The sequence below is a fragment of the Bradyrhizobium sp. B025 genome (assembly GCF_042257955.1).
In the GTDB taxonomy this organism is placed as follows: Bacteria; Pseudomonadota; Alphaproteobacteria; order Rhizobiales; family Xanthobacteraceae; genus Bradyrhizobium; species Bradyrhizobium diazoefficiens.
Genome location: NZ_CP170150.1, coordinates 2,225,050 through 2,249,923, shown reverse-complemented (window position 1 = coordinate 2,249,923; position 24,874 = coordinate 2,225,050). Strand labels below are relative to the sequence as shown.

The following is a 24,874-nucleotide window of genomic DNA, read 5'->3' as shown; positions in this document are numbered from 1 at the left end:
GGCGCAAGAGACCCGCCTGGAGCGCAAGGCTGGACTGCCGGGTATTGACTGCCCAAGTGGCTAGGGCGCGCGCCGCAGCGTGCCCGCCCTCGCCTTGACCGGGTCGAGCAGCGACCAGTCGCCGTCCGGAAGCACATAGCCCTTCGGGAACGGCGCGCGCAGCTCCAGCCCGAGCGAACGCAGCACGCGGTCGTCGCGGTAGTAGCACTGGAGAACCACGCGAACGAGGGTTGCGGCAGCCGCGCCGCCGGAGCTGCGGAACTGCTGCGCGACGCCATCGCGCGCGGCGGGTTCGAGGTCCGCCAGCGGCATGCCGGCGAGCCGCGCCAGATGATCGAGCGCAGCCGCGACCGGCCTCGTGTCGCGGCCGAGGGTCGCAAGAATGTCGGCCTGGATGATCTCGTCATCGGCACCGGGAACCCGGTATTCCTCGCTCGGTGGAATGATCATCGCGGCGATGGCGCGCAAATCCTGGCGCTGCCGCGGCGTGAGGGTGATCTGTTCGGTCATGAAAATCCTCAATCGAACAAATTGGCGAGACGCTGCTTCATCTGGTCGGCGATGTAGAGCGCGAGGGCCTGGATGGTCGAGGTCGGGTTGACCCCGCCCGAGGTGACGAAGATGCTGCCGTCGACGATGAAGAGGTTCTTCACGTCGTGCGAGCGGCCCCATTCGTTGACGACGGAACGTTCGGGATCGGTGCCCATCCGCGCCGTGCCGAGCAGATGCCAGCCGCCCCACGGGATCGGCGAGTTGACGCAGATGTCGGTCGCACCGGCGGTTTCGAGAACCTCCCGGCCGCGCGCCAGCGCGTGCTCCATCATCTTCCGGCTGTTCTCGCTGATCGTATAGTCGATCTTCGGCGCGGGAATGCCGTGGCTGTCCTTCAGGACAGGATCGAGCGTGACGCAATTGTGCTCTTCCGGCAGGTCCTCGCAGATCGCGGAGAAACCCAGCCGATGGCCGTTGAGCTTGCGGAACACGCGGTGATGATCGGCGCCCCAGGGCAGGATGCCCTTCTGCTCGCTGACGACGGCCTCGAACACCGGCCCTGCCCCGCGCACGAACTGGACGCCGTAGCCGCGCACGAAGCCGCGCGACAGATCGGTGTCATACCACTCCTTGCTCCACAGGCAGGTCGGGGGCGCGCGGTTGCTATCGGTCGGCTCCTTCACATAGCCGTAGATCTGCGCATAGGGATGGAACATCAGGTTCTTGCCGACAAGGCCCGACGAATTGGCAAGCCCATTCGGAAAGCGCCCCGACGCGGAGTTCAAGAGCAGCCGCGGCGTGCCGACGCCGTTGCAGGCGATGATGACGACATGCGCCGGCTGGAACTGCTCGACGCCGTCCTTGTCGCAATAGACCACGCCCGAGGCCATGCCGTTCTCGTCGGTGGTGATCTCGCGCACCCGGCAATGGGTGCGCAGCTCGACGCCGGCGCGGACCGCATGCGGCCAATAGGTGATGTCGGTCGAGGATTTGGCGCCTTGCGCGCAGGCCGGCGTGCAATGGCCGAGATTGATGCAGCGAGCCCGGCCCTCATAATCCATGGTCGCGACCGTGGTGTCCGACGGCCACCAGTGCCAACCGAGCTTGTTCATGGCCTTGCCGATGATCGCACCGGACAATCCCATCGGCTGTTGCGGCATCGGCGGATGCGTCAGCGGCGAGAGCGGATCGCCCGACAGGCCGGATGTGCCCATCATCCGGTCGTTCTCCTCGAAGAACGGGGTCAGCGCGTCGTAGTCGATCGGCCAGTCGTCGGCGACGCCGTCGAGCGTTTTCACCTTGAAATCGGAAGGATGCAGCCGCGGCCAGTGCGCGGTGTACATCACCGTCGAGCCGCCGACCGCATTGTAGTTGACGACCTTGATCGGCGAATTGTCGTCGTTGATCGGATAGTCCTCGGGCCGGCCGCGGACGTTCGGGCTCGACGACCACTCGCCGTAGAACTTGGCTTCCCAGTCCCGGCCCGTGCTGGGATATTCCGCCGGGTTCATCCAGCCGCCCTGCTCCAGGCAGAGAATGTGCATCTTGGTCTCGGCCAGCGACCACGCCACCGCCGCGCCTGAAGCGCCGGCGCCGATGATCAGGACGTCCACGGGGTCTTTCATCGCGATCTTTTTCCTCCCCCTCGCCGCTTCCCGGGCGATTCGGCCTCCGCAGTCCGTGAGGCCGGCACGAACGATAGGGTCAGAGCGACGGCTGAGTAAAGCCGCGGGGCCGGAATGTCGCACTTCGCAGGGCGCAGACCATTGGTATCGCCACATCCTGATGATAGGAACGAGGCGAAAGAGCAATCGATAGCGAGACCGTATGTCCTTCGAGAATTCATTTGCCGCCGCCCGCGCTTTCGCGCTTGTTTTGTTTCTTGCTCTGCCCGGATTTCTGGCCTCCTCAGCGCCTGCGTTCGCACTGACCGCGACGGCGACCGTCCGGGACGCCAATTCCATCCAGCTTGGCGACGTCACCTACCGGCTCGACGGCGTCGACGCGCCCGAGCTCGACCAGGTCTGCATCGACGATCACGCGGATCCCTGGACCTGTGGCATCGAGGCCCGCGACCAGCTGGCCAAGCTGATCGGCAAACGGGCGGTGCGCTGTGACGATGTCGGGCCGGAAAAGAGCTTTGGCAAACGCCACCGCGCCATCTGTACGGCCGAGGGCGACAAGGCCAGCCTGAACGAGCAACTGGTCAAGCTCGGCTTCGCCATCGCGCGCGAGCCGATCAAGGCCAACGTCAAGCCGGCGGCAGCCGAAGCCAAGACGGCTTCGGCCGGGATCTGGAAAGGCTGCTTTGTTGCACCGCAAGAATTCCGCAGCGGCAAGAAGGATGGCGCGCTGCTGGGCGCCGCCTGCCGCTCCGACCGCGACAAGGAGATCCGCGCCGTGCTGTTTCCGGACGAGCTGACGATGCCGCCGAGTTGCAGCGTCAAGGGCAAGCTCGCGGTGCGCGCCCGCGTCACCGGCAATATCGGCATCTACCATTTGCGGGGCTGCCCAAGCTATCCGGCGACGACCAAGCCGGACCGCTGGTTCTGCTCGGAGGACGACGCCCAGGCCGCCGGCTTCCGCAGGGCCTATAATTGCCGCCGGCCCAAGTGAACAAGCCGTTCACGCCGCCGTGAGCGGTAGCCGGAGACAGTATTGATCCGGAATTGAACTCCGTCGGGAGTTGCTTAGCTTATAAGCCTACGCAAGCGCTTGCGCGTGCGTTTCCTTGGCAGCAATCCGGTTCGGATTGCTTTGCTCGGGCGTTTCCTCCCTAGACTTGGGCCGCTTGTCACAAACAAGCGGCTCTTCTTTTTTGTGCCCCCTAATTCCGCATCCGCATGATCTGGTCCATAGGCGGCATGTTCCCGTTCAGGTGCGACATGATCCAGACCGTGCCGCCGACCACCAGGAAGACGACCAGCAGTCCGAAGGCCAGCGCCAGCACGTTGTTGGTGTTGTCAGGGCCCGTGGTGATGTGCAGGAAGAACACCAGGTGCACGCCCATCTGCGCGATCGCCAGCACGATCAGCGCGACCGGGATCGAAGGCTGCCAGACCAGATCGGTGCCGGCGATAAAGAACGACGTCGCCGTGAGCAACAGCGCCAGCACAAGACCGACGACGTAACCCAGGATCCGCTCACCGACACTATGCTGCTCTTCCTCGCCCGGCGCGAGATCGTGCCCGGTCGGAATATGGGTCTGATCGCTCATGCGGCCCCCCCAAGCAGGTAGACGACGGAGAACACCCCGACCCAGATGATATCAAGCGCGTGCCAGAACAGCGCAAAGCACATCATCCGCCGCAACACGTCGGCGCGAAAGCCTTTTGCAAAAACCTGGGCCATCATGGTCAGCAGCCAGAGCACGCCGGCCGAGACGTGCAGGCCGTGGCAGCCGACCAGCGAGAAGAACGAGGTCAGGAAGGCGCTGCGCGAGGGGCCGTAGCCGCGCGCGACGAGATCGGCAAACTCGCGAAACTCGATGGTCAGGAAGATCAGGCCAAGCACGCAGGTCACGGCCATGCCGAGATAGAACCAGAACCGGTTGCGCACGTCGGCGGCGATGCTGGCCATGCCGCAGGTGAAGCTCGACAGCAGCAGGCAGACCGTCTCAATCGCGACGTTCCGCTGCTCGAAGATTTCCGAGCCCTTGGGGCCGTCGGCGGTCTGGCCAGACAGCACCGCATAGGCCGCAAAGAAGCAGGAGAACATCACGATGTCGGAGAGCAGGAATACCCAGAAGCCGTAGGCGGTCACGATCCGCTTCGACGCCGGCCCGGGATGCTCGACCACGAGCCCGATATGATGGGGATCGGCATGCGCACGGCCGACAGTCGCGGTCATCGACATCAGACCACCCCCGCCATGCTGACGAGGCTGCGACGTTCCTCGAGATTGATGCGATCGATGCGGGCGACCTCGTCGGCCGGAATGACGTATTCGTCATGGTCGCGCCAGGCGAACACGACGAAGGTCGCGAACGCGCCGATGCCGCCCAGGATCACCATCCACCAGATGTGCCAGATCAGCGCAAAGCCCATGATGGTGGCGAAGAACGCGCAGATGAAGCCGGTCGGGGAATTCCGCGGCATTTCGATGTCGTGATATTCGGGCGCATCGTGCTCGAACGATTGCTGCCGGGCATGGGTCTTCATGTCCCAATAGGCATCCTCGCCGCGCACATCGGGACTGAAAGCGAAGTTGAAGACCGGCGGCGGCGAGGAGGTCGCCCATTCCAGCGAGCGCCCGTCCCAGGGATCGCCGGTGCGGTCGCGCAGGGCCTCGCGATTCCTGATGCTGACGACGAGCTGCATGATCTGGCAGATCACCCCGATCGTCAGCACGGCCATGCCGGCCGCCGCAACCAGCATCCAGGGCCGCCACGCCGCGACGTCGTAATGCTGCAACCGCCTGGTCATGCCGAGCATGCCGGCGATATAGAGCGGCATGAAGGTGACATAGAAGCCGAGGAAGGTGAACCAGAACGCGAGCTTGCCCCAGCGCTCGTCGAGGCGGAAGCCGAACGCCTTCGGAAACCAGTATTCGAAGCCGGCGAACGCGCCGAACAGCACGCCGCCGATGATGACGTTGTGGAAGTGCGCCACCAGGAACATGCTGTTGTGGAGCATGAAGTCGGCCGGCGGCACCGCGACCAGCACGCCGGTCAGGCCGCCGATGATGAAGGTGACCATGAAGCCGACTGCCCACAGCATCGGGGTCGCGAAGCGAATACGGCCGCCATACATCGTGAACAGCCAGTTGTAGATCTTCACCCCGGTCGGCACCGCGATGATCATGCTGGCGATGCCGAAGATGGCGTTGACGTCGGGTCCCGCCCCCATCGTGAAGAAGTGGTGCAGCCAGACCATGAAGGAGATCACGCAGATCGCCATAGTGGCGAGCACCATCGAGCGATAGCCGAACAGCGCCTTGCCGGAGAAGGTCGACACCACCTCGGAGAAGATACCGAAGGCCGGCAGCACCAGGATGTAGACCTCCGGATGCCCCCAGGCCCAGATCAAATTCATGAACATCATGACATTGCCGCCGGCCTCGTTGGTGAAGAAGTGGAAGCCCAGGTAACGGTCGAGCAGCAGCATCGCGAGCGTGGCGGTGAGAATCGGAAACGCCGCGACGATCAGGAGATTGGAGGCCAGCGTTGTCCAGCAGAACATCGGCATGCGCAGATAGTTCATGCCCTTGGTCCGCAGCTTCAGCACGGTGGTGACGAGATTGATGCCGGCGACCAGCGTGCCGACGCCGGAGATCTGGAGCGACCAGGCGTAGTAATCCACGCCGACGCCCGGCGAATAGGACAGCCCCGACAGCGGCGGGAAGGCGAGCCAGCCGGTACGAGCGAACTCGCCGATCACGAGCGAGAGATTGACCAGCAGCGCGCCGGTCGCGGTCAGCCAGAACCCGACCGAATTGAGCGTCGGAAATGCGACGTCGCGGACGCCGAGCTGGAGCGGCACGACCAGGTTCATCAGCCCGATCACGAACGGCATCGCCACGAAGAAGATCATGATGGTGCCGTGCGCCGAGAAGATCTGGTTGTAATGCTCCGGCGGCAGATAACCCTGCGACTGGTAGGCCACGGCCTGCTGGATCCGCATCATGATCGCGTCGCTGCCGCCGCGCAGCAGCATGATCGAAGCCAGCAGGATGTACATGACGCCGATCCGCTTGTGGTCGACGCTGGTGATCCACTCGTGCCAGAGATACGGCAGATGCCCCTTCACCACGACCCAGACCAGCACCGCGAGGATCGCGACCAGCACCACCGCGCCCGCGATCAGCGGAATGGGTTGATCAAATGGAATGGCCGACCAATCGAGCTTACCGAGCATCGTGGCCTCCACTGTGCGGCCGGCCCGCATCGGATAGCAGTTCCGGACCAGGCCCCGGCGGAATGTGCTGGGTCGCGATCAGGTCGAACAGGCGGGGATCTTCCAGGCGATAGGTCGGCCTGCCCCTCTCGATGCCCTGCTGCATCAGCTTCTTGTAGCTCTCCTCGTTCAGCACGGCATCGGACTTCGCCGTGCTCGCGACCCAATCCGGAAAGGCGAGCGGCGAGATCACGTTGACGTCGAACATCATGTCGGGAAAGCCGTCGCCGGAGAAATGCGCCGACAGTCCCTGAAGCTTGCCCTCGTTGTCGGCGCGCAGGTTCAGCTTCGTCACCATGCCGTTCATGGTGTAGATCATGCTGCCGAGCTGCGGGATGAAGAACACGTTCATCACACTCGACGAGGTGAGCTGAAAATTCAGCTCGGCGCCGGCCGGCACCGTCAGCGTGTTGACGGTGGCGATGCGCTGGTCGGGATAGATGAACAGCCATTTCCAGTCGAGCGAGACGGCCTGAATCCGCACCGGACTGCCGGTGCCCGGCACGGGCGCCGCGGGATCGAGCCGATGCGAGCCGATCCAGGCCACGCCGCCGAGCAGGATCACGGTGAGCGCCGGGATCGCCCACACCACCATCTCGACGCGCCCGGAATAGACGAAGTCCGGCTGGAAGCGCGCTTTGGTATTGGACGCGCGAAACCAGAACGCAAACGCCAGGATCACGATGATGGTCGGCACCACGATCGTAAGCATGATGAAGACGGAATCGACCAGGATGGTGCTGTTGGCGGCAGCCACCGGCCCTTGTGGATCGAGCAGATTCATCGGCAAGCCACTGGCGATTGGGAAGCCCCGGGGGCAAGCCTAACGTGAAAAACGCCCCCGCCGCAAACGCAGTTGTGTGAAGATGGTTCCGCGCCGCGCCCGCTCAACCGCGGAGCGTCTCGCGCGGCGGCATGCAATTCCATGCGATGTCAATGACATCTACGCGGGACGGCCGGCCTTCTCACCTCCGCACTCCATTGCTAGTTTGCACGAAAATATCGGGATGAAACGGGATGCAGGGCCCTGAGGACGATGCCGGCCTCGCCGGCAAGGTGGCGCCCATCAGCGGCAGCGGCGCCGCGGGCGACGGCATCGGCAACGGCCGCGCTGCAGCAATTCTGCTGGCCCGCGCCGGCGCAAGAGTGCTGGTGGTCGATGGCGGCGTGACGCTGCAGGCGCCCGAACGCGAGTCCAGAGAACACTGAGGAGACACACGATGGCCCGCCTGCCCTATCTCGAGGCCGACCAGGTCGCGCCTGAATATCGCGACATGCTCAAGCGCAACACCAATCTGCACAAGCTGCTGGTCAACTCGCCGGAGATGGCGCGCGCCTTCAACGGCATCGGCGGCTACATCCGCTTCAAGAGCAAGCTCGACCCGCGCCTGCGGGAGCTTGCGATCCTCCAGGTCGGCTGGATGGAGAAATCGGAATACGAGTTCACCCATCACGTGAAGATCGGCAAGGAGTTCGGCGTCACCGACGAGGACATCGCAGGCCTGATGGCGGAGACCGAGGGCAAGCCCTCGAAGCTCAAGCCGCTGGCCAGGGCGGTCCTGAAAGGCGCCCGCGAGATGGTACGCGAGCTCGCGATGTCGGACACGACCTTTGCCGAGATCAAGCAGCATGTTTCCGACGAGCACATGGTCGATCTCGTCCTCACCATTGCCTTCTATTGCGGCGTCGTGCGCGTGCTCGCGACCATGAAGATCGACAACGAGCCCACTTACAAAGAGGTACTCCAGCAGTACCCGATCCCCGGAGTGAACTGACATGCGCTTGAAGGACAAGGTTGCAATCGTCGTCGGCGCCGGCCAGAGCCCTGGCGAAGGCATGGGCAACGGCCGCGCCACCGCGCTGACCTTCGCGCGCGAGGGCGCCAAGGTATTGTGCGTCGATCATCATCTGGAATCGGCGCAGGAAACCGTCGCGATGATCGCCGTGACGAACGGCATCGCCGCAGCCTTCAAGGCCGACGTGACCAAAACCGCCGACATCAAGGCGATGGTCAAGGAGGCGCAGTCGCGCTGGGGCCGGATCGACGTGCTGCACAACAATGTCGGCGTCAGCCTGTCCGGCGGCGATGCCGAATTGCTGGAGATCACCGAAGAGGCGTTCGACCGCGTCGTCGCCATCAATCTGAAGAGCTGCATTCTCGCTGCGAAAGAAGTGATCCCGATCATGCGCGCGCAGAACAGCGGCGCGATCATCAACATCTCCTCGATGGCGGCGATCACCACCTACCCTTACGTCGCCTACAAGGCGACGAAGTCGGCGATGATCGCCTTTACCGAACAGCTCGCCTACCAGAACGCCGAATACGGCATCCGCGCCAACGTCATCCTGCCCGGCCTGATGAACACGCCGATGGCCGTCGATACCCGCGCCCGCGAATGGCACAAGACCCGCGCCGAAGTCGAAGCCGAGCGCGACAGCAAGGTGCCGCTGCGCAGGAAGATGGGCACGGGGTGGGACGTCGCGAACGCCGCGCTGTTCCTGGCGTCGGACGAAGCGAACTTCATCACCGGCGTGACGCTGCCGGTGGATGGCGGAGCGAGTGTGAGACGGGGGTAGGTCTTTCTTCCCCCTTTCCGTTCTTACCGGGAGAGAGTCGGGGTGAGGGGCCGCCTCCGCGAAAACGGTGAGAGTTGGACTCGCGGAGAGTCCCCCTCACCCGCCGCGCTGCGCGCGTCGGCCTCTCCCCGCACGCGGGGAGAGGCGAAGAGAGCTCGCTCCGCGTCAATGCGTCACCCGCCAGATCGTGCCGTTGCCATCCTCCGACACCAGCAGCGATCCATCCTTCGCCACGGCTACACCCACCGGCCTTCCCCACACTTCCATGTCGCTCACGACAAAGCCCGTGACGAAATCCTCGTACTCGCCGGTCGGCTTGCCGTCCTTGATCCGGATGCGGATCACCTTGTAGCCGGTGCGCTTCGAGCGGTTCCAGGAGCCGTGCTCGGCGGCGAAGGCATCGCCCTGGTAGTCGGACGGAAACTGCGTGCCCTCATAGAAGGTCATGCCGAGCGATGCCGAATGCGGCTGTATCAGCACGTCGGGGATCGTCACCCTGTCCTTGAGGTCCGGTCGCGCGCCGGCATGACGCGGGTCTTCGTTGCCGCCGATATAGAACCACGGCCAGCCGTAGAAGGCGCCCTCCTTCACACTGGTCACGTAGTCGGGCACGAGGTCATCACCGAGGCCGTCGCGTTCGTTGGTCGAGCACCACGGCAGGCCGGTCTGCGACTGGATCGCGAGGCCGACGCAATTGCGGATGCCGGTGGCGTAGATCTTCCGCTCCTTGCCGTCGGGAGTGAACGCCAGCACGGTGGCACGTTCGGTCTCGCTGGCCCAGGCCGCGCCGAGCGGCTGCGTTTTCGACCACGCATCCATCCCGCCCGGCGGCGTGCCCATGCCCTCGGCGACATTGCTGAGCGAGCCGACCGAGACCAGCATGCGCTTGTTGTCGGGCGTGAAGACGATGTCGCGGGTCGAATGGCCGCCGTCATGCGGCAGGCTCGCAACGATCTTCTCCGCCTTGCTGCGCGCCTTGAGGTCACCGGCCTGATAGGGAAAGCGGACGACGCTGTCAGTGTTGGCGACATAGACCCATTGCGGATTGTCGCCGTTCGGAAAGAAGGCAACGCCGAATGGCTGCCGCAGACCGCTGGCAAAGACTTCGTTGGCCGCGACCTTGCCGCCCTCTCCTGCACGAAGCACGCGGATGGTACCCGCCCGCGTCTCCGCGACGAAGACATCGCCGTTCGGCGCGACGCGTACGATGCGCGGCGCGCGCAAGCCTTCGGCGAACAGCTCGATCTTGAAACCCGGAGGCACCTGCGGCGAGGCATCCGACGGCCGCGGCACCACGCGCGCGAAGCTCGCAACCGACCGCGTGGCACCAGGCTTGACCAGATCCCGCGGCCGGATCAACCTGACCGTGCCGGGCCTGTCGGACTGCCAGTCGCCATAGGCGTCCCTGCCCTGCATCACCGGCTCGGCCTGCGCAGATGTCGCGGCCGCGACCAGCAATCCCGCGGCCATCGCTGCGGACCATATCCTGTTTTTCACGTCGTCTTCCTCCCGGCGCGCATGTCTCAAGCGTCAACGCCGATCGATCCGGCGGGAAAAACGCCTGCCGCATCCCACATCAGCTCATGCCCGCACGATGTGCATCAGCCGCGGCCCATCGTACTGGAAAACATCACGGATAGGTGCAACACATTGCAAGGGAGGGGCCGCCGGTTGCGGCCATGAAAGCTGCGGCGTCCATGTCGCACCTGATGGGGTGATCATGTGGGGATCCATCATATCGGAATGGGCGAGCCTGCTGCTCCGCTGGCTGCACGTGGTGGCGGCGATCGCCTGGATCGGCAGTTCCTTCTATTTCATCGCCCTCGACCTCAGCCTCAAGCCCAAGAGCGATCTGCCCGGCGATCTGCCTGATGGCGTGCAGGGCGAAGCCTGGCAGGTCCATGGCGGCGGCTTCTACCGGATCATGAAATACCTGGTCGCGCCCACCCAGATGCCGGACGAGCTGACCTGGTTCAAATGGGAGGCCTACACCACGTGGCTGTCCGGCTTCGCGCTGATGGTGGTGGTCTATTATCTCGAGGCCGACCTGTTCCTGGTCGACAAGTCGATCCTCGATCTCACGCCGTTCCAGGCCGGGCTGTTCAGCTTCTTCAGCCTGGCTCTGGCATGGGCGCTCTACGAGGCTGCCTGCCGCACCGGGCTTGCCCAGCGCGAGCTGCCCTTCGCCATCGGCGGCTATCTGTTCCTAGTCGCGCTGACCTACGCCTTCACCCATGTGCTGAGCGGTCGCGGCGCGTTCAACCAGATCGCGGCGATCATCGGCACCATCATGGTCGCCAACGTCTTCACGCTGATCATCCCGAACCAGAAGAAGATCGTCGCAGCGCTGATCGCGGGACAGGCGCCGGATCCGAAGCTCGGCAAGACCAGCAAGGAGCGCTCGGTCCACAACAACTATCTGACCCTGCCGGTGGTCGTGCTGATGATCAGCAACCACTATCCCCTGCTCTACGCCACGCGCTTCAACTGGATCATCGTCGCGATCATCCTGGCGCTCGGCCCCGTGATCCGCCACTTCTTCAACGAGCGCCACGCCGGGCGCCAATCGCCGTGGTGGGTGTGGGGCGTCGCCTCCGCGGGCGCGATCGCGATCCTTTTCCTCTCCGCGGCCGGCCCGCGCGAGGTGAAGACCGGCGCGCTATCGGCACCGGTCACGGTCGCCAATGTCGAGGAGATCGTGATGTCCCGCTGCAGCATGTGCCACGCGGCCGAACCGGTCTGGGCCGGGATCGTCACCGCGCCGAAGGGCATCCTGCTCGACGCGCCCGAGCACATCCAGCGCAACATTCGCCTGATCGGCCGCGTCGCGGCCTGGTCCACCGCGATGCCGCCCGGCAACATCACCGAAATGACCGGCGAGGAGCGTGCCATCCTCGCCGCCTATATCGAGCAGGCGCGCTGACGCCATCGCGCGTCGATATCACGTTTCGCGGAATGAAATTTCCGCATGTCCCACTGAATTGAAAATGACTTGATCGTCTATCCGGCCTAGATTGGGACGGCGGCCGTTCGTGCCGTCCAAATTCAATCTGCATCTGCCGCGGGGAAATCACAGTGGCCCTCAAGAACGTCATCGGTATCGACCACGCCGTGGTCATGGTGAAGGACCTCGACAAGGCCGCCGAGAACTACCGGCAGCTCGGCTTCACGGTGTCGCCGCGCGGCACCCACAGCGCGCATATGGGCACCGGCAACTACACCATTATGTTCGACCCGGACTATATGGAGCTGCTCGGCGTGCTGGCCGCGACCGAGCAAAATGCGCCGGCCCGCGCCTTCCTCGACACACGCGGCGAAGGCATCGAGCGTATCGCCTTCACGGCGGTCGATAGCGCCGCCGGCGCAGAGGAAATCCGCGCGCGTGGCCTGACGCCGATCGGCCCGACCGATTTCGAGCGGCCGGTGACGCTGCCTGACGGCACGGTCTCGGCGGCGAAATTCCGCACCTTCATGTGGCCGACCGCGGAAGCGCCGGGCGGCGTGCGCATCTTCGCCTGCCAGCACAAGACCCGCGAGACGGTGTGGATCCCCGAACTGATGAAGCACGCCAATGCGGCGAAGCGGATCAAGCAGACGCTGATCGCAACGCCCGAGCCCGCGAAGGAGGCCGCGCACCTCGCGCGCCTGATCGACCGCGAACCGAAGACCGAGGCCGACGGCGCGGTTACCGTGCCCTCCGGCGGCGATCGTGCCGACTTCGTCTATTTGACGCTGGACCAGCTCGGAAAGCGCTATCCCGGCGTGCCGCTCGCGGGCCTCTCCGAGCGCGGCGGCGCGGCGCTGGTGCTGGTCAGCGGCGATCTCGCGGCGACCGAGAAGGCGCTGGGCACGGCAGCGCTGCGCAGCGGGCCCGCGATCGTGGTGCCGCCGGCCAAGGCCAACGGCACCCTGCTCGCCTTCGTTGCCGGCTGATTTGAACTAATTCTTTAACGTGCGTTTACCGGGCGGCTCTAGGCTTCTGGCCTATATACGCCGCCCGGAACCAGACGCATGTTTAAAGAGGGATCGCCGATCGCCTATGACGCGCCGGCAGAACTGAAGAAGTGGCCATCGCTAAAGGGCGAGAGGCAGAAGGACCGGGGTCCGCCCTATCTCGTCTACAACGGCACGCTCGCCGACTGCGTCCGCGAGCTGATGGGCAAGCCGATCAAGGGCATCTCGCTCTACGACATCATGACGAGGCCGCAGCCGGCCTTCGACCAGACCGTGCTGTCGCCCGGCGATGCCGCCGAGATCGCGATGCGCAAGGACTTTCCGAAGGACTAGCCTCCGTGCCACCACTCGCACGTCGCATTTGCTCGCGGTCCCCGTAGATCCGCGGGGCCGGCGGCGCATGTTCTGCGGCAGGCCCCCGTACTAACACCTGCCCTCGCGCGGAATCGCAGCTTCGCCGCAATTACGGTTAATGAAGTCCTCCTCACCGGCGCACGCGCTGGTCGTTCCCCCACAGTTCGAGGACTCTTACCGAGATGCGATTTGTCGTCGCGGCTTGCGCTGCGTTCCTGATTCTGATGTGCGACGTCGGCTCGTCGTCCTCCTGGCAGCCGTCAAGCATCGACCACGCTGCTCTCAAGACCGATCGCGGTCCTTCTCTGGTTCCCCTCGCCGAACTCTTCCTCGCAAGCGTGCAGGCCATTGAGCTGGCAAATACGCGCGCGGCCTACGTCGAGACGATCGAACCGGTCCCCACAGTCGAAACCGTCGTGCAGATTCCGGTCTCACCGACCGAACAATTCTGCCACGCGCTTCGCGAAGCCGCCGAGGCCAGCGGCATTCCCGTGCCGTTCTTCGCGCGCCTGCTCTGGCAGGAGAGCCGCTTTCGTTCCAACGAGGTCAGCCCGGCCGGTGCGCAGGGCGTCGCGCAGTTCATGCCGGAGACGGCGGCCGAGGTCGGGTTGGATGATCCCTTCGATCCCATCAAAGCGCTGCCCGCATCGGCAAAATTCCTGCGCAAGCTCCGTGACGATTTCGGCAATCTCGGCCTCGCCGCGGCCGCCTACAACGCAGGTCCCGGCCGCATCCAGAAGTGGCTCGCCAGAGAGAGCGAGCTGCCGCGCGAGACGCGCGACTATGTCCGCATCATCACGGGCACCAGGGCCGAGGACTGGACCGAGCGCGCGGAGGCTCTCGCAATCCGGATCGACCTGCCGCGCGAAGCGCCTTGCGAAGGCGTTGGCAGCCTGTCCAAGATGAAGGACGTCGCCTGGGTTCCGGTGAACCTGACACCGTCGGTCGTCACCATCATGCGCAAGGCCGAGCAGCTGGCGGCGCGGCTCTCGGCGAGCCGTGCACGCAAGCGGTTCGCAACCTTGCTGCGCAGGAATGCCGGGGCCCACGGCAAGGCGCGGAGCATGATCGCGGCCCGCGCGGCCGGAAAGAGTGCAAAAGCTCGTGCGATCCGCTTTGCGGCGCGCGAACGCTCTTCGAGCTAGCTCACACCGGCTTGTCGCTGCTGAACGATTTGGGCTGCCGCAAGCAGATCCTGTGGCTGTGATGGCTACCGCGAAGGAGGTGCGCTCCCTCTCCCGCTTGCGGGAGAGGGTTGGGGAGAGGGTCTCTCCGCGGCGGGACAATCTCCCAGAAGAAAAAGCCCTCACCCGGCGCTGCGCGCCGACCTCTCCCGCAAGCGGGAGAGGTTAAGGCCACCGCGGCGCGACAGCCGCGCCCACCTCACTCAGCCTTGATGTTCGCCGCCGCCACGATCTCGGCGAGTTCCCTGGTCTCCTTCGCGATCTTCGCGGCGTACTCGGCCGGGCTCAGCACGCTGACCACGCCCTGCGAGCCGAGCTTCTCCGCGACCGCCGGATCCTTGGCGGCGGCGACGATCTCCCGGTGCAGCGCCTCCAGGATCGGCGCGGGGGTCGCCTTCGGCATGAAGAAGCCGACCCAGAACGACAGGTCGAAACCGGGATAGCCTGCCTCCGCAACCGTCGGCACATCAGGCAGCGACGGCAGCCGCTCGGCGGAGGACACCGCGAGCGCGCGCAGCTTGCCGGCCTTCACCAGCGGCACGGCCGACAGGGGATCGAACACCGCCAGCACCTCCTGTGCGAGGATGCCGACCTCGGACGCGGCGCCGCCCCGATAGGGCACGTGGATCATCTTGATGCCGGCCTTCTGGCCGAGCAGCTCCATGGCGAGATGGGCGAGGTTGCCGTTGCCGCCCGAACCGTAGGCAAGCTCGCCGGGCCTCGCCTTCGCCGCGGCAACTAGATCGGCCACGGTCTTGATGTCGGCCGTCCTGGGATTCTCCGGATTGACCACCAGCACCAGCGGCGCCGAGACGACGGTGGTGAGCGGCGCGAAGTCCTTTTCCGGGTCGTAGCGGATGTCCTTGAACAGCGTCTTGTTGAGCGTGATGGTGGACGAGTTGCAGGCGAGCATGGTGTAGCCGTCCGTATCCGCACGAGCCACGCCTTCGGCGGCGATCATGCCGTTGGCGCCGGCGCGGTTCTCGATCACGAAGGGCTGCCCGAGCTTGTTGCCCAGCCGGTCGCCGATGATGCGCGCGACGACATCGACCGGCCCGCCCGCGCTGAAGCCGACCATGATCTTGACCGGCCGCGCCGGATATTTCTGCGCGAGGGCCTCTGTCGCCGGCGCACAGGCGCACAATCCGGCGATGACTGCCAGCAGGCGAGCCGTTCGTTGCATTCGTTCTCTCCCCAGACTTCGGCGCCGCTTGTACTTGCTTGTTGGTGCGGCGCGTTCGAGGATCATGATGAGCGGCCGCACGGGATTGCGCAATCGCGTTTCCACACACGACGCGCCTCGCAATTCCGTCGCACGGCACGTAAGCGCCGGCTCAAAACAAAAAGCGCGAAAACAACCCCATGCACAGTAGCCGGTGCTTGGAAGAACAAGGACTTGCGCGCTTCGCAACGCCGTTTGACTCGTCGGGCAAAACACCGGCAGAATGCCATCATCGCAACCATCGTGAGCGTAACGGCCGGCCCCACCGGGGCCGCCTCGACGTGGTCGCGGGTAAGCCCTTCATCGACATCCCGAAATTCGCATCCGCGCGCAGCAGCGAACGGTCGCTCGTGCGCGCCCGCGCCGGCAAAGGACACAGCACATGACGACAGCACCGAACCGCCCCACCACCTCGCCGCTTACAACAAGCGATCGCGGCGGCCCCGCCGCGAGCCCGCGGATAAGACTGTACAAGCGGCGCATTGCGATCACCCATCCGGACCCGCAAGCCGGCGAGCGGCTGCTGGCCGAGGCACTCGGTGCCGTTGACCGCGACGCGCTGCACGGCATTCTCAGGCAATTGGTGAAAGCGAGCGCGGTCGGACAGAAGCCCGATGAGGCCAATGTCGCCTTCATGGTCTCGATGATCAGGAGCATCGCGCCGAAGGATTCCATCGAAGCCATGCTGGTGTCGCAGATGGTCTCCGTGCACGTGGCGACGATGCGCTGCGCCTGTCGCCTCGCCTGCACCGACAACCTCCCGCAGCAGGAAAGCGTCACGCGCGCATTGACCCGGCTGACCCGCACCTTCGCCGCTCAGGTCGAGGCCCTGAGCCGCCACCGCAACAGCGACGAGCGCGCGATCACGGTGAAAAACCTGTCCGTTCAGGACGGAGGACACGCGATCGTGGGCAACGTCACGCAGCATGCGAACGTGCTTGTTGCGGAGGCGAGCCCGAGCGAGGCAACGCAAGGCGCCACCCCATGACCGGCGGCCACACCCGCAACACCATCCCGATGCGGAGCAGTCCCCGCTGCGGCGCCAGGACTCGCGATGGCGATGCCTGCCGCGCGCCAGCCGCACACGGGAAGATGCGATGTCGCATGCATGGCGGGGCGAGGAGATCGGGAGCGCCGAGGGACAACGAAAACGCGCGAACGCACGGGCTGTTCGCAAAAGAGGCAATCGCCGAACGGCGGCAGATCCAGCTATTGCTGGCAGAGGGACGGAAGCTACTCAAGGATCTGAGCGGCCAATCCTAAACCGACAGCCGATTGCCCGGATCGCCTTTGAGAATGTTTGGACGCAACTTCATCCGCGTGTTCCGCTCGTATGCGACGGCACTCCGGACGAAATGGATTGCACCGATCGAAAGGAGCGCATCGAACTGCGAACCTGTCGCCTCCTCCCACACGCATGGCATCATCTAAAAACAAAGCTGTAGTTCTTCTCGGACAGAGCATCGATACTCGAATAGAATTCGAGGCGAAGTTCCATCAGGTCTTCGCCATAGCCCACCTCGAACGGAATCGGGTTACTGGAGTTGGCCGGGAAGCGGATCACATAGTTGGTTTGCGATCCCTTGCTGAAGTCGAAAGCGCCGGCTTGCCAGAACGCAGCCGGCTCCGTCGACGGCAAGGCTTTGTCGACATCGGCATAAGCGTGGAAGGGCTGGCCAAGCTTGTTCGTCATGATCTCAGGCATGGCGCCGGACGTGTGGGCTTCATTCCACTGGGCCACGCTCCCTCTGAACGGCTTGTCTTTCAACTGAGGTGGCGACATGTAATCCGGTCTCGCAGACGTTGATCTGTCGGTATGCCAACCTCCTCCGCGACTCATCTTGATCTTGTCCTGCGTTGGCCTCGCAAACGTTCGGTATGATTTGATCAAGACGTATGCGGGGCTCGTATCGTTTGATGAGGGCGGGAGCAGGTAGAATTGAATTATTCCGGTGAAGCGTCCGTCGTGATCAAGACGGCTGCACCCTTCAGCGATAGAAGCGGGCCCAAAGCTCGATCTGAGAGCCAGGATATTGGTCCGGACCTGGTTCAACGCAGCAACTGGCGTTGGACGCAAGCAAACGTCCTGGGCCCCCGCGGTCCCGGCGATCACGCAGAGCGCAGAAGTCACTGCGAAAGAGACGAGAGCATTCACGAGTTGGCGCCAGCATTGACGGGTCCAGCTGCCGCAGCGCCGACTGCGCCCCCAGGGCTATCCGGCTTGGGGACACCACCGGGCGGCGTTTGCTGGTCGAGCGCCGCCACGGAAATCTGCGTGACGAGATAAGTCCACAGGATGGGAAGCACAATCGCCACCGCGCGAACCACAGCTTGCGGAATCGTCTCTTTGAAGAACGCCTCGAATTCCACGTTGGCGATCGAGATTGCGAAGACGGCGAATGAGGCCGTGAGAAATGACGTGTGGAATATCGACTTGGCCTTGGTCACGAACCAGAAATAAAATGGACAAAGGCAGAGCACGACGACAAAGGTCCAGAAAACATACGGATATGCCTGATCGTTGGCTTGAGCGACCAGCGCCACTTTTGCGCTGAGGAACGCGGCCGTGACGTCGCCGGGCAAGAGTTTTGCAAGCCGGTCTTGCGGCGTATCGCCGCTCTTGGGAGCTTCAGTTGGCGGATTTGACACAAAATGCCTCCGAGGAACGTCTAGAGAAGAGCAATGGGAAGCTTCGAGTTGATCGCGTCCTTCAGGGTCTGGATCACACCGTCGATGAATTTTTGCACTTCGTACAGCACCACTTGAGAGCTGAACGCAAAGCCCTGAATGAGCAACAGCCTGGCAGTTTGGGCATGGGCCTCGCCGTCGGCGACAGACATATCTCCAGATGCAACCGCCTCCGCTATGTCGGCCAGACTCTGGGCGTATGCCTTCGTATACAAAGGCGCGCCGCTCTTTATCTTGTCCCAGGTTTCTCCACCGCGCTGCGACGCGGCATCCAATATCTGCTTGATGATCGAATTGACATCGGTCGCCATCTTGCCCCCTAATTATTTACTCGGCTTGTTGATCAAAAAGACCTGAATGGCTCCAAGAATTGCTCTTTGGAGCTGGCCTCCCGATATCTTTGCCTCGGCTCGTGAAAGAGCTCCGCCGCTCTTGTGGTCCGCCTCCAGCTGGCGAACGAAACTGCGGACGATATAGAGCTGAACCTCTCTGCAATCGTACTTTTCATACCCCGCCGGAAGCGTCATCGGATCGGGTATTGTCGCCTTGAGAGCCTCGTTGGCTGGGCATGCAATGCTGGTCCGCGAGAGCTGGGCTCTTGCATCGAGACGATCGAGAAGGTTGTACGCGCTCGCGTAATAGGCCGTAGTTTCCTTGGACCCATATGACTGCTCGGCCGCGCCGGCTGACGCCGACGCAAGAAGTTTGGCCGTATCGTCCGAGAACTTATTCAGGCCTTGATCGAACGTATCGTCATAAGGCGCAATGAGCGTGCCACAGGCAGCGAGCGTTAGAAAAAGAAATGCGGCAATAGTCGAACGCAAAAACAGAACAGACATACTCCCCCCGAAGTTGCCCGGATGACAGATGGTCCTTTCGTTAAGGAACGGCCCCACGCGCAAGTATGCACAACCATTGAGGGAAGAGCAACTGTTGTGCAGTAGATGCGAAACGCGCGCCGTCGAGCTCCCCCCGGAGACCCTGCCAGATCGGTCGCTTGCCTATCACACCTCCGCGGCTCTCACCGGTCGTCTCGTTCGACCCAACCGGTGGCAATCGCGCTGGCCCCGGCCGGCATGCCTCGTCGGCGGTGACGTAATCGAGCCAAAACGCACCATTGCCCCTTGGCGGCGCGCGAGCGCGATCGGACAGAACCGACGAAGCCAATCTCGCCTTCATGGTCTCCATGATCAAGAGCATCGCACCGAAGGATTCCATCGAGGCGATGCTGGTGTCCCAGATGGTCTCCGTGATCCCGCCACGGCGGCGCCGGCGCGGCGGAATCCGCAACGGCCGGTTCAAATGGCCGCCCTTATCCTCGCAGCGTGGAGCCTGCTGTCGCGCCTCGAACGGTTTCGAAGCTGGTTCGTTGCAACGCGGCTCGCCGCTCGGCAATGGCATTGCTCAAGAGGTCGAGCACCAGCCCGAATGCGGCGAGTTCCTCTTCCTCGACAGCGCCGTCATCGTAGCACTCGAGGGTTTCAGCGATGATGGCGTCCGCCTCACGCTGCAGGGTCAGCAGTTCCTGGTTGGATTCCGCGGTACGCGCGCTCGCGACCATGGCCAGGATTCTCTTGCGATGGCTGGTGTTGTCCTCCCTTTCCTCGCGGTTCAAATAGCGGCGCAACCAGGCGCCGGCCGAGCCGATCCCGGAGAGAAGCAGGAGCCCGAACCAGAAGTAATCGCCGTACCGGTCGAGAAAAGTGCGTTCGTTGCCGTCGATGACGGCCGCCGCTCCCCGATGGACGGGCAGCTCGGTGTCCTTCTCGAGGTCCGGCTTGCTGATGTGAGCAGCGCCAGGTACCTGCCGCGCAATCGCCTGACGGACGGCAAAGAGCTGCCGGAAAAACGCGGCTACCGTGGTTTCGGACATGCTCTTTCTTGCCACGATGAGGTGGCTGACGCTGACCGTCTCGACCTTGTCACCCGGCCAAGCCGGATCCGCATTGAAGACGCTGGGCGGAATTTCCTCCGATTCATACCGGGGATGCCTCAAGGCGATCGCTTCCGATGTCTCGATGGCGAGAAATTTCGGCTCGCCGCGGGCCCGCGCCGTAGCAGCAACGGCGTCGGATGTGATCTTGCTGTCGAGTGGCCCGACTGCCATGAATGCATCGAGGGCGGGATCGCGCGCCAGCTCCCCGATCTGTTCAGTGCCAAAGTGCGTCACCGCGACCTTCTCAGCGTCCACGCCGGAGGCGCTCAGGATGACCCGCAGCAACGCGGCATTCACGGGGGTCCGCCCAATCACGCCGACACGGTGCCCTGCGAGATCGGCGACCTCCTTGATTTTCGGCGACCGCTTTCTTTTCGAGCCCTTGCCAGCAGGCTCGGAGGGCGCCCACAGCACGACGAAGTTTTTGCGCACGACGGCGACGGTCTGCGCCTCGGCGGGCATTTCCAGATCACCGCGGCCGACGGCAAGGTCCGCCTTGCCTGCCCCAAGCAGGGCGAGTGACTCCACCGCCCCGTCAGTCTTGACCGGGGACAGCCTGACGGTTCGACTTTCCCTCCTGAAGGCATCGGCCATTGCCTCGACGACTTTGTAATCGTCGCTGCCGGGCGGTCCAACGGCGATCCGCAGAACCTCCGGCCGCAATGCGTAATAGAGTGCACCCGCGGCTGCACCAAAGACCAGAAATCCAACGGCGAGAGCGAACAGTAAGGAATTGCTCCTCCTCCGCTCCCGGCGGGCCGCGTCACTGGTCGTCTTGGTTGCACTCTCGGTGGAAGACATTGCCGCCGCCAGCTGCAGATCCAGGTCCCCATGATACCACATCTTGCCGGGAACAACGTCCTGACGGCCGGCCTGGTTCATCGCCTCAGGCAGCGGCGTCAGACTCGTTCTGATGGACAACGTGCCTAGCGTCACGACCGCTTCCACGCAGTTGCCATGACAATTTCTACGTGTTTGTGAATTGCCTCACACGCTTGATGTCGCCGGTGCCGCTAGCTTGCTCCGGTCAAGCCTACGCTCGGCCCGCCGACCAGAACTGACCCAGCGGAGACACTGAACAGGCCGCTTGGGCCGATCTCAGTGAAACAGGGGGAGAGGCGTCATGGGGGCATTGAACCTTTCACAGGTCCTTTGGGAGGAGCGGCGGGCGCTCGCGGGCGTCCCGCTGGAATTCGCACCAAAAGATCCCGACATCTCGCCGACACCAGCGCAGCCGGCATCCGGCGCTTCGCAGACACCAACCCAACCGCCGTCCGTGACATCGCCGCAACCTGCGCAGCAGCCCTCCCAAACACTGCCCAGACCATCGCCGACGGACCCGGTCCCGGGAAAACTCCTCGACGTCTACCAGGCGTTGAACGCGGACGACCGATGGGCCCTCTGCCTTTCCGGCGGAGGAATCCGCAGCGCGGCGTTTGCGCTCGGCATCCTGCAACGGCTTGCGGCGCTGGAGGTCACGTCGAAGCACCAGGGCGGGAAGACCGGCTCGGCTCTGACGGAGTTCGAGTATCTGTCGACCGTGTCGGGCGGCGGTTATATCGGCAGTTGGCTATCAGCCTGGCTCCATCAGGAGCGCGAGCGGCGCTCCAGTCCGAGCACGGTGGTTTCGGCGCTCAATCGGCGAGACAGCGTCGGTCAACTCGGCGATCACGAAGAAGCCGAGCCGGTTTCCAACCTCCGGCGCAACTCGCACTTTCTCGCCCCCAGCTTTTCGCCGATTTCTCCCGACCTGTGGAGCGACGTTGCCGGCGTCCTGCGCAACCTGTTCCTGAACTGGGTCCTGCTCGTTCCTCCGATGATCCTTGCAGTGCTCATCACCAACGCACTCTACTTTGCGGTCATCGATGCCGACAGCATCAGACGCGAGAATACGTCGGCCTGGTTCCTGGTTGTCATGTTCATACCAACCCTCTGCTTTCTGGCGTCCTTGTCGTTCTCCGTCGCGAACCGTCCCGGCCGCGGATGCATCAATGTCTCGCAACCCCGGTTTCTCGTTTGCGATCTCATGCCCTTCCTTGTCGGTGCCGCGTTGCTGGTCTTCGTGTTGCGAAGCCAATACGGTCTGTCGATGCTCACGGGCGTGACCACGGCCGTCGGGTTCAAAGTCGACAAGCAGGTCGAAAAAGCTCAATTTTACGCCGTCGTGGTGCTTCGCGGCGCCATCCTTGGCGTTCTATTCTTTCTTGCCTCCTGGGTGCTGGCGCGCTTGTGGACCCTGGTCTTTGGAAAGTCGGCCCGCCCACCGCTCGCGGCTCGTCCCAAGCATCCATGGATCGATCTTTTCGCCTGGTGCGTCGCCGGCGCCGCTTTTGGCGTGCTGGGTGCCGCGGGACTGGTTCTGCTTTGGCATTACGGCCCGTCGGGTTCCGTTGCCGCGACAGCGGGTTTTGCCTGCGTCCTCGGCCTGCCCTGGATCGTGATGGCGCGTATCGTCGCCGACGTGATCTACATCTCGTTTGCCGAATTCCTGTCCGAGGTGGACGTTGGGCTCGAATTCCAGGCGCGGTCGAGCGGACTCTTCACGCTGGCCTATCTCGGCTGGCTGCTGTGGTTCGGGCTCGTGCTTGGCACGCCACCGGCCGCAAGATGGATCGAGAGTCAGCTTGGCAGCGCGTTCGTCCCCTCGCTCGCGACGGGGGGAGGTATTTCTGGCCTGCTTTCCGTCATCCTGGGAGCGAGCTCGAAGACCAGGGCCGCCGCCGAGCAGGTGTCGGGCGTTCGCCAATATCTCGGGCTCAACACGATTGCGGCGATCGCAGCGGGAATTTTCGCGTCAGTCCTGGTCGCTCTGCTGTCCATCGCCTGGGACAGGGCGTTCGCACTCGCGGCTGGCGCCGATCATCTGCCCTGGAAAGTCGTGCTCATAGCCGGCGTCGCGCTTGGAGCACTGATCTATGCAGCCTCGCATGTCCTCAGCATCAACCGCTACTCGCTCCACAGCCTCTACCGGAACCGACTGGTTCGTGCCTTTCTCGGTGCGTCGCGCAAAGAGAAGGACCGCGACAAGACCAAGAACGCCTTTACGGATTTCGACGGCCGCGACAGCCCGTATCTGCATGAGCTCTGGGAGCATGGCGTTGCACCGACGGGGGCCAATTGGAAGCCGTTCCACGTCATCGGCGCGGCACTCAACCTCGTGTCGTCGAGAAATCTGGCATGGCAAGAACGGATGGCGGCGCCCTTCACGTTCTCGCCGCTCCATTGCGGCAGCGGCAGCGCCGTATTTTCGGACGGTGCATACCGGACGACCTACGCGACGACCAAGCAGCCCCGGCCCTACGGCGGAATGCTCACCCTTGGGACCGCCATGGCGATTTCAGGCGCGGCCGTCAGTCCGAGCATGGGCTACAACTCGTCGCCGGGCGTCGCTTTCCTGATGGCGCTGTTCAACGTGCGCCTTGGCTGGTGGCTGGCCAACCCGCGCGGCGACAATGCCTACTACGCGGAGGTCAAGCCGACAGATGCGCTCCGGCCGTTCTTCATGGAGATGTTCGGCCTGACCAGCGAGACCGAGCGCTGGGTCTACCTGACTGACGGCGGGCACTTCGAGAATCTCGGCCTCTACGAGATGGTCCGCCGGCGCTGCCGCGTGATCGTTGTCAGCGACGCCGGCTGCGACCCCGATTATTCCTTCGAGGATCTCGGCAACGCGCTGCGCAAGATCTGGATCGATCTCGGCGTACGCATCGACCTGCGGGGCCTGGACCTGCTCAAGAAGCGCTTCACGGAACGTCCAAGCCCTGCAACGAAAGCGCCTTACTGGGCGGTCGGCGATATTCTCTATGGCGAGGCCGATGGCGGCACGTCGCAAAACGGGCTGCTGCTGTACTTCAAGTCGGGCCTGCACGGAACGGAGCCCATGGGCGTCCTGAGCTACGCGATATCCCACCCGACCTTTCCGCACGAGACGACGCTGAATCAATTCTTCACGGAGTCGCAATTCGAGAGCTACCGCATGCTCGGCTACGAGATCGCGGAAAGCGCATTCGAAGCCGGAGGTGGCCTTTCGACCGGCGCGTCCACCAAGGCGCCGCCGACTTTCGTCTCGATCATCAAGAACCTCTAGGACCGGATCGCAAGGTCACAATCCGGAATAAGGGGCCTGCCCTTCCCCAACCGCTGCTGCGGATGACTGAGTTCATATTCACTGACTATCGCTTGAGCACCCACGGAGCGTGTGATACATAAATCGCTCGGGACATTGACAACCGCCCGATGAGCTCCCGCAGCCAAGTGTTGTTTCGCTCCAATATGGAGGTGAAACATGTCTTGCGGCAGCACTACTTCCAATTCCGCTTACATCATCAACCCGCCCTCACTGCCTCTTCCCGACCTGCGATGGTGGAAGCTTCCACTTGTGTGGCTGGCTGGAATGGCGTGCGCGTGGGAACGACGGCGCCAGTACGGGGAACTTCTCGAACTCGATGATCGGCTGCTCGCCGACTTGGGCCTATCGAGGAGCACTGTTGAAGAGGTGCGCAGGTCTCCGTTGTATCTCGAAGCGTGGCACCACAGCCTATAAGGGGCCAAGGTCCCGAGATGGCGTTACAAG

At 63.7% G+C, this 24,874-nt stretch carries 25 protein-coding genes; 12 read left to right on the top strand and 13 right to left on the bottom strand.

Annotated features, from left to right (window positions below):
* Window positions 1-60: 60 nt before the first annotated feature.
* A complete protein-coding gene (locus tag ACE10W_RS10430; protein WP_304551407.1) occupies window positions 61-510 on the bottom strand; it encodes a hypothetical protein in 450 nt (149 codons plus the stop codon).
* Between the two features lie 8 nt (window positions 511-518).
* On the bottom strand, window positions 519-2,117 hold the full coding sequence (locus ACE10W_RS10425) for a GMC family oxidoreductase (protein WP_304551406.1): 1,599 nt from the start codon (window positions 2,115-2,117) through the stop codon (window positions 519-521).
* A 202-nt stretch (window positions 2,118-2,319) separates the two neighbouring features.
* On the opposite strand from ACE10W_RS10425, the gene ACE10W_RS10420 reads away from it, so the two are divergent.
* Entirely contained in the window at window positions 2,320-3,108 is a 789-nt protein-coding gene (locus ACE10W_RS10420) for a thermonuclease family protein (protein ID WP_011085503.1), read from the top strand.
* Window positions 3,109-3,319: 211 nt separating this feature from the next.
* Here ACE10W_RS10420 and cyoD read toward each other — a convergent pair whose 3' ends face one another.
* From cyoD to ACE10W_RS10400, 4 genes are read right to left on the bottom strand one after another with little or no spacing between them, the layout of a single operon-like run.
* Window positions 3,320-3,709 (bottom strand): cytochrome o ubiquinol oxidase subunit IV, encoded by a 390-nt coding sequence (cyoD, locus tag ACE10W_RS10415; protein ID WP_011085502.1) that lies wholly within the window; start codon window positions 3,707-3,709, stop codon window positions 3,320-3,322.
* Window positions 3,706-4,347 (bottom strand): cytochrome (ubi)quinol oxidase subunit III, encoded by a 642-nt coding sequence (locus ACE10W_RS10410; RefSeq protein WP_011085501.1) that lies wholly within the window; start codon window positions 4,345-4,347, stop codon window positions 3,706-3,708. The genes cyoD and ACE10W_RS10410 overlap by 4 nt, the downstream gene beginning before the upstream one ends.
* Complete coding sequence (gene cyoB, locus ACE10W_RS10405) at window positions 4,347-6,347, bottom strand: cytochrome o ubiquinol oxidase subunit I (RefSeq protein WP_011085500.1); 2,001 nt, start codon at window positions 6,345-6,347, stop codon at window positions 4,347-4,349. Before cyoB ends, ACE10W_RS10410 begins: the two co-directional genes overlap by 1 nt.
* Window positions 6,337-7,170, bottom strand: coding sequence for a ubiquinol oxidase polypeptide II (locus ACE10W_RS10400; protein ID WP_011085499.1), 834 nt, complete (start codon window positions 7,168-7,170; stop codon window positions 6,337-6,339). Before ACE10W_RS10400 ends, cyoB begins: the two co-directional genes overlap by 11 nt.
* A gap of 233 nt (window positions 7,171-7,403) precedes the next feature.
* On the opposite strand from ACE10W_RS10400, the gene ACE10W_RS10395 reads away from it, so the two are divergent.
* The 3 genes from ACE10W_RS10395 to ACE10W_RS10385 are packed head-to-tail and all read left to right on the top strand — an operon-like array spanning window position 7,404 to window position 8,963.
* Complete coding sequence (locus ACE10W_RS10395) at window positions 7,404-7,595, top strand: hypothetical protein (protein ID WP_246740324.1); 192 nt, start codon at window positions 7,404-7,406, stop codon at window positions 7,593-7,595.
* 11 nt (window positions 7,596-7,606) lie between these two features.
* Window positions 7,607-8,161, top strand: coding sequence for a carboxymuconolactone decarboxylase family protein (locus ACE10W_RS10390; RefSeq protein WP_304551400.1), 555 nt, complete (start codon window positions 7,607-7,609; stop codon window positions 8,159-8,161).
* 1 nt (window position 8,162) lies between these two features.
* On the top strand, window positions 8,163-8,963 hold the full coding sequence (locus ACE10W_RS10385) for an SDR family NAD(P)-dependent oxidoreductase (RefSeq protein WP_161535974.1): 801 nt from the start codon (window positions 8,163-8,165) through the stop codon (window positions 8,961-8,963).
* A 165-nt stretch (window positions 8,964-9,128) separates the two neighbouring features.
* Here ACE10W_RS10385 and ACE10W_RS10380 read toward each other — a convergent pair whose 3' ends face one another.
* Entirely contained in the window at window positions 9,129-10,460 is a 1,332-nt protein-coding gene (locus ACE10W_RS10380; protein WP_304551397.1) for a sorbosone dehydrogenase family protein, read from the bottom strand.
* 223 nt (window positions 10,461-10,683) lie between these two features.
* Here ACE10W_RS10380 and ACE10W_RS10375 point away from each other — a divergent pair, with 223 nt between their 5' ends.
* From ACE10W_RS10375 to ACE10W_RS10360, 4 genes are all read left to right on the top strand, one after another.
* Window positions 10,684-11,886 carry a urate hydroxylase PuuD gene (locus tag ACE10W_RS10375; protein WP_304551396.1) on the top strand — a complete coding sequence of 401 codons (1,203 nt, stop codon included), beginning with the start codon at window positions 10,684-10,686 and terminating at the stop codon, window positions 11,884-11,886.
* 152 nt (window positions 11,887-12,038) lie between these two features.
* Entirely contained in the window at window positions 12,039-12,896 is an 858-nt protein-coding gene (locus ACE10W_RS10370; RefSeq protein ID WP_304551395.1) for a VOC family protein, read from the top strand.
* Between the two features lie 78 nt (window positions 12,897-12,974).
* On the top strand, window positions 12,975-13,250 hold the full coding sequence (locus ACE10W_RS10365; RefSeq protein ID WP_304551394.1) for a hypothetical protein: 276 nt from the start codon (window positions 12,975-12,977) through the stop codon (window positions 13,248-13,250).
* 203 nt (window positions 13,251-13,453) lie between these two features.
* Entirely contained in the window at window positions 13,454-14,416 is a 963-nt protein-coding gene (locus ACE10W_RS10360; protein WP_304551393.1) for a lytic transglycosylase domain-containing protein, read from the top strand.
* Between the two features lie 238 nt (window positions 14,417-14,654).
* Here ACE10W_RS10360 and ACE10W_RS10355 read toward each other — a convergent pair whose 3' ends face one another.
* Window positions 14,655-15,638 (bottom strand): tripartite tricarboxylate transporter substrate binding protein, encoded by a 984-nt coding sequence (locus ACE10W_RS10355; RefSeq protein ID WP_304551392.1) that lies wholly within the window; start codon window positions 15,636-15,638, stop codon window positions 14,655-14,657.
* A 421-nt stretch (window positions 15,639-16,059) separates the two neighbouring features.
* On the opposite strand from ACE10W_RS10355, the gene ACE10W_RS10350 reads away from it, so the two are divergent.
* Together ACE10W_RS10350 and ACE10W_RS10345 are read left to right on the top strand one after the other, a co-directional pair.
* On the top strand, window positions 16,060-16,665 hold the full coding sequence (locus tag ACE10W_RS10350) for a hypothetical protein (protein ID WP_304551389.1): 606 nt from the start codon (window positions 16,060-16,062) through the stop codon (window positions 16,663-16,665).
* Window positions 16,662-16,940: an HGGxSTG domain-containing protein gene (locus ACE10W_RS10345; RefSeq protein WP_369525317.1), complete on the top strand. Its 279-nt coding sequence runs from the start codon at window positions 16,662-16,664 to the stop codon at window positions 16,938-16,940. Before ACE10W_RS10350 ends, ACE10W_RS10345 begins: the two co-directional genes overlap by 4 nt.
* Window positions 16,941-17,100: 160 nt before the next feature.
* Here ACE10W_RS10345 and ACE10W_RS10340 read toward each other — a convergent pair whose 3' ends face one another.
* The 5 genes from ACE10W_RS10340 to ACE10W_RS10320 all read right to left on the bottom strand — a co-directional run bounded on the left by ACE10W_RS10340 (window position 17,101) and on the right by ACE10W_RS10320 (window position 21,102).
* The gene (locus ACE10W_RS10340) at window positions 17,101-17,460 is read right to left on the bottom strand and encodes a hypothetical protein (protein ID WP_304551387.1); all 360 of its coding nucleotides are present in this window, start codon (window positions 17,458-17,460) and stop codon (window positions 17,101-17,103) included.
* 368 nt (window positions 17,461-17,828) lie between these two features.
* Complete coding sequence (locus ACE10W_RS10335; RefSeq protein WP_304551385.1) at window positions 17,829-18,326, bottom strand: hypothetical protein; 498 nt, start codon at window positions 18,324-18,326, stop codon at window positions 17,829-17,831.
* 20 nt (window positions 18,327-18,346) lie between these two features.
* The gene (locus ACE10W_RS10330) at window positions 18,347-18,676 is read right to left on the bottom strand and encodes a hypothetical protein (protein ID WP_304551383.1); all 330 of its coding nucleotides are present in this window, start codon (window positions 18,674-18,676) and stop codon (window positions 18,347-18,349) included.
* Window positions 18,677-18,688: 12 nt separating this feature from the next.
* Window positions 18,689-19,204: a hypothetical protein gene (locus ACE10W_RS10325; protein WP_304551381.1), complete on the bottom strand. Its 516-nt coding sequence runs from the start codon at window positions 19,202-19,204 to the stop codon at window positions 18,689-18,691.
* 473 nt (window positions 19,205-19,677) lie between these two features.
* The gene (locus ACE10W_RS10320) at window positions 19,678-21,102 is read right to left on the bottom strand and encodes a TAXI family TRAP transporter solute-binding subunit (protein ID WP_304553715.1); all 1,425 of its coding nucleotides are present in this window, start codon (window positions 21,100-21,102) and stop codon (window positions 19,678-19,680) included.
* Between the two features lie 322 nt (window positions 21,103-21,424).
* Here ACE10W_RS10320 and ACE10W_RS10315 point away from each other — a divergent pair, with 322 nt between their 5' ends.
* Window positions 21,425-24,388, top strand: a complete 2,964-nt coding sequence (locus ACE10W_RS10315) for a patatin-like phospholipase family protein (RefSeq protein ID WP_304551380.1) — start codon at window positions 21,425-21,427, stop codon at window positions 24,386-24,388.
* A 198-nt stretch (window positions 24,389-24,586) separates the two neighbouring features.
* Window positions 24,587-24,844: a DUF1127 domain-containing protein gene (locus ACE10W_RS10310; RefSeq protein WP_082901029.1), complete on the top strand. Its 258-nt coding sequence runs from the start codon at window positions 24,587-24,589 to the stop codon at window positions 24,842-24,844.
* Window positions 24,845-24,874 lie beyond the last annotated feature (30 nt).